This window comes from Micromonospora sp. CPCC 205539 (assembly GCF_036906815.1).
Taxonomy (GTDB): Bacteria; Actinomycetota; Actinomycetes; order Mycobacteriales; family Micromonosporaceae; genus Micromonospora.
On the sequence record NZ_JBAKHW010000091.1, the window covers coordinates 1 to 4,061 of the forward strand.

4 protein-coding genes and 1 pseudogene are annotated in these 4,061 nt (G+C 71.4%); 3 read left to right on the forward strand and 2 right to left on the reverse strand.

What is annotated here, in order from left to right:
• Positions 1-149 (forward strand): annotated as a pseudogene (locus V6V47_RS32595) (C39 family peptidase); the annotation flags it as partial.
• Between the two features lie 66 nt (positions 150-215).
• Here V6V47_RS32595 and recQ read toward each other — a convergent pair.
• Both recQ and V6V47_RS32605 read right to left on the reverse strand, forming a co-directional pair.
• Positions 216-2,060 (reverse strand): DNA helicase RecQ, encoded by a 1,845-nt coding sequence (gene recQ, locus V6V47_RS32600; RefSeq protein ID WP_334632400.1) that lies wholly within the window; start codon positions 2,058-2,060, stop codon positions 216-218.
• Positions 2,061-2,136: 76 nt separating this feature from the next.
• The gene (locus tag V6V47_RS32605; protein WP_334632401.1) at positions 2,137-2,481 is read right to left on the reverse strand and encodes a hypothetical protein; all 345 of its coding nucleotides are present in this window, start codon (positions 2,479-2,481) and stop codon (positions 2,137-2,139) included.
• 253 nt (positions 2,482-2,734) lie between these two features.
• Here V6V47_RS32605 and rapZ point away from each other — a divergent pair, with 253 nt between their 5' ends.
• Positions 2,735-3,637: an RNase adapter RapZ gene (gene rapZ / locus V6V47_RS32610; RefSeq protein WP_334632403.1), complete on the forward strand. Its 903-nt coding sequence runs from the start codon at positions 2,735-2,737 to the stop codon at positions 3,635-3,637.
• Positions 3,634-4,061 (forward strand): gluconeogenesis factor YvcK family protein (locus V6V47_RS32615; protein ID WP_334632402.1); only part of this gene is annotated, 428 nt, incomplete at its 3' end. The genes rapZ and V6V47_RS32615, both read left to right, overlap by 4 nt.

Sequence of the window (4,061 nt, forward strand, 5' to 3'; positions counted from 1 at the left end):
GCGGGCACTACATCAGCGTCGTCGGCTACCGCGACGGCGGACAGACAGTGAAGATCGCCGACTCCGCCGACCCGACCATGGCCTCCTACGAGGTCAGCGTCGAGCACCTCGCCGACTGGATCGCCACCCGCGGCTACGCCACCAGCTGACCCACACCACAAACCACGAAGGCCGGCCCCCTACCGGGGCCGGCCTTCGTCATGTTCAGGAGGAGGTCATGCCGAGTCCGCGAGGACGGTCAGGATCTGCTCGCCGTACTTGGCGAGTTTGTTGTCGCCGACCCCGCTGACCCCGGACAGCTCCGCCAGTGAGCCGGGCGCGTCATTAGCGATCTGCCGCAACGTGGCGTCGTGGAAGATGACGTACGCCGGAACGCCCTGCTCCTTGGCGCTGGCCGCCCGCCAGGCACGCAGGCGTTCGAAGACGGCCGCTGCGGCCGGGGCCAGCTCGGCGACCACGGTGGCCGCGCCGCGGGGTTTCGCCGAACGGCTCGACACCGGCTTCTCCGGCTCACGGCGCATCGTGACGGTGCGTCGGCGGCCCAGAACGTCGGCGCTCGCCTCGGTGAGCGCCAGCGTGCCGTAGTCGCCCTCCACGGCGAGCAGCCCCTCGGCGAGCAACTGTCGGACCACGCCCCGCCACTCGGCCTCGCGCAGGTCGGCGCCGATGCCGAAGACGGTCAGCGAGTCGTGGCCGTACTGGCTGATCTTGTCGGTCTGTTTGCCGAGCAGGATGTCGATGCAGTGCCCCGCGCCGAACCGCTGGTTGCGTTCGCGGTCGAGCCGGAAGATGGTGGAGAGCAGCTTCTGTGCGGCGACCGTGCCGTCCCAGGACTCGGGCGGGCTCAGGCAGGTGTCGCAGTTGCCGCAGGCCGTTGTCGTGGTCTCGCCGAAGTATTCGAGGAGCTGCACCCGCCGGCAGCGCACCGTCTCGCACAGCGCGAGCATCGCGTCCAGGTGGGCGGCGAGGTTGCGGCGGTGGGCGAGGTCGCCCTCGGACGTCTCGATCATCTTGCGCTGCTGGACCACGTCCTGCAGCCCGTACGCCAGCCAGGCGGTGGACGGCAGCCCGTCCCGGCCGGCGCGGCCGGTCTCCTGGTAGTAGCCCTCGACCGACTTGGGCAGGTCGAGGTGGGCGACGAACCGGACGTCGGGCTTGTCGATGCCCATGCCGAAGGCGATGGTGGCCACCATCACCAGGCCGTCCTCACGCAGGAAACGCTGTTGGTTGCGCGCGCGGGTCGCCGAGTCCAAGCCGGCGTGGTACGGAAGAGCGGCGATGCCGTTGGTGGTGAGGAACTCCGCAGTCTTGTCCACCGAGGCGCGGGACAGGCAGTAGACGATGCCGGCGTCGCCGGGGTGCTCGTCGCGCAGCAGGGCCAGTAGCTGCTTGCGGGGCTCCCGCTTGGGCACGATCCGGTACTGGATGTTGGGCCGGTCGAAGCTGGCGACGAAGTGTCGGGCCTCGTCGAGCTTGAGCCGGGTGGCGATCTCGGTGCGGGTGGCGCTGGTCGCGGTCGCGGTGAGCGCGATCCGGGGCACCTGCGGCCACCGCTCGTGCAGCATCGACAGCGCCAGGTAGTCCGGGCGGAAGTCGTGCCCCCACTGGGACACGCAGTGCGCCTCGTCGATCGCGAACAGCGCGATCTTGCCCCGGTCCAGCAGGGCGAGGGTGGAACGGACGCCGAGCGCCTCGGGGGCCAGGTAGAGCAGGTCCAGCTCACCGGCGACGAAGGCCGCCTCGACCCGGCGCCGGGCGTTGAGATCCTGGGTCGAGTTGAGGAAGCCGGCTCGGACGCCGACGGCGGTGAGCGCGTCCACCTGGTCCTGCATGAGGGCGATCAGCGGGGACACGACGACCGCGACGCCGTCGCGGATCAGGGCCGGGATCTGGTAGCAGAGCGACTTGCCGCCACCGGTGGGCATCAGCACCAGCGCGTCACCGCCGGCCACCAGATGGTCGATGACCTGCTGCTGGGTGCCGCGGAAGGCGTCGTAGCCGAACACCCGGCGGAGCACCCGTAGCGCGTCCTCGGTGCCCAGGTCCGTGGGGGAAGCCATCCGCGGAGTCTACGAGCCGACCCCGACAGCCCACGCCCGGCGCACCCGGGGACGGGTACGTCGGGCGCGGCGCGGGTCAGCCGGGCTGGCTGGACCGGTTGGCCAACCCGCGTGGCGGGGCCTTCATCCCGACCACGATGTCGACGATCTCGATGTAGCGCGCCTTGTTGCCCATCCGGAACGCGGTTGCCGCCGCGTTGATCTCCTCGAGGGTGTCGCCCTCGACGATGGTGACCTGGTCGTACTTGCCGTTCACCCCGGTGGTCACGACGTGGGTGAGCTGCTTGGCGAAGCGGCCCAGGTCCCGAGCGTGCTCTGCGGAGACCTCGTGGATGCCCTCCCGGCCGAGGGCGAAGTATTCCGGACTGATCCGCATGAAGAGGAAGCCGATGTATTTGTTCTTGTCGGCCAGATCGTGCATCGCACCCTCCCAGATGTTGGCCTTGAGCTGCGACGATCGCGCTCAGCATATTTACGGTCACTGATCGTCATCAAGTGGCGTCAACTGTCGGGAGAGCGACCGAGAACCGCTCCCCGCCGGTCGACCTACGCCGGGTGCCCGGCCCCGTTCGAGCGGCGGGATAGAGTCGCTGATTGACCATTCGCGGCCGAGACGGCCGCGGCGCCACGGCTTGGGGGTACGGGTGAGCGAGGCGCGCACAGGCGGCGACCGGATCGACGCTCCGGCGGCCGTCGACGGGCAGCCGACGGCGGAGTCGGAGACCACGCTCGTGGTGGTCACGGGGCTCTCCGGTGGCGGCCGCAGCACGGTCGCACGGGCGCTGGAGAACGTCGGCTACTACGTGGTGGACAACCTGCCGCAGGCGTTGATGCTCGACATGGCCGAGCTGGCCTTCAAGGCCGGCGGCGCGGCCCGGCGTACGGCCATGGTGCTGGACGTGCGCTCGCGCGCCTTCTCGACGGACCTGGCCGGGGCGATCCGGGAGCTGAAGGAGCGCGGCTTCTCGCCCCGGGTGGTCTTCGTCGACGCCGACGACGAGGTGCTGATCCGGCGGTTCGAGAGCGTTCGCCGCTCGCACCCGTTGCAGGGCGACGGGCGGCTGGCCGACGGCATCGCCGTCGAGCGGGGGCTGTTGGAGGAGGCCCGCGACCAGGCCGACGTGATCATCGACACCAGCGTCCTGAACGTCAACCAGCTCCGGCGGCGCATCGAGGAGCTGTTCGGTGGCGAGGACGCCCGCCGGTTGCGGGTCACCGTGCTGTCGTTCGGCTTCAAGTACGGTCTGCCGCCGGACGCCGACTTCGTGCTGGACGCCCGCTTCCTGCCCAATCCGTACTGGGTGCCGGAGCTGCGCGAGCACACCGGGCGCGAGGAGGCGGTCAGCGCGTACGTGCTGGGCCAGGAGGGAGCGGACGCCTTCGTCGCCTCGTACGCCGACCTGGTCAACGCCACCACGGCCGGCTTCGAGCGGGAGGGCAAGCGGTACCTGACGGTGGCCGTGGGCTGTACCGGTGGCAAGCACCGCAGTGTGGCCATCACCGAGGAGTTGGCCAGCCGGCTGCGCCAGTCCGGGCTGGCGGCCAACGCGCAGCACCGCGACCTGGGGCGGGAATGACCGCCCGCCGGGTCGTGGCGTTCGGTGGCGGCCACGGGCTGTCCGTGTCGCTGCGCGCGCTGCGGCACTGCGCTCCCGAACTCGACCTGGACATCACCGCCGTCGTCACGGTCGGCGACGACGGGGGCTCCAGCGGTCGGCTACGCGCCGAACGCGGCGGTCTGCCCCCCGGCGACCTGCGGCAGGCCCTGGTCGCGCTGGCGGGGGACCATCCGGCCACCCGGCGCAGCGCCGGCCTGTTCCAGCACCGCTTCGCCGCCGCGACGGCAGGCGTACCCCCGCTTGGTGGAAGCGGCCCGGGCCCGGCAGCCACCCGCGGCCCCGACACCAGCGGCGGCCCCGGCGGCACCCCCCAGGCCGGCGGCACCGCCCAGGCCGGCGCCGCGCAGGCCAGGGCGAGTCGGGCCACGCCGGTCTTGCCGCG

Excerpts from the sequence above, each read along its gene's own strand:
- recQ (WP_334632400.1), bottom strand. The coding sequence starts at position 2,060 with ATGGCTTCCCCCACGGACCTGGGCACCGAGGACGCGCTACGGGTGCTC.
- V6V47_RS32605 (WP_334632401.1), bottom strand. The coding sequence starts at position 2,481 with ATGCACGATCTGGCCGACAAGAACAAATACATCGGCTTCCTCTTCATG.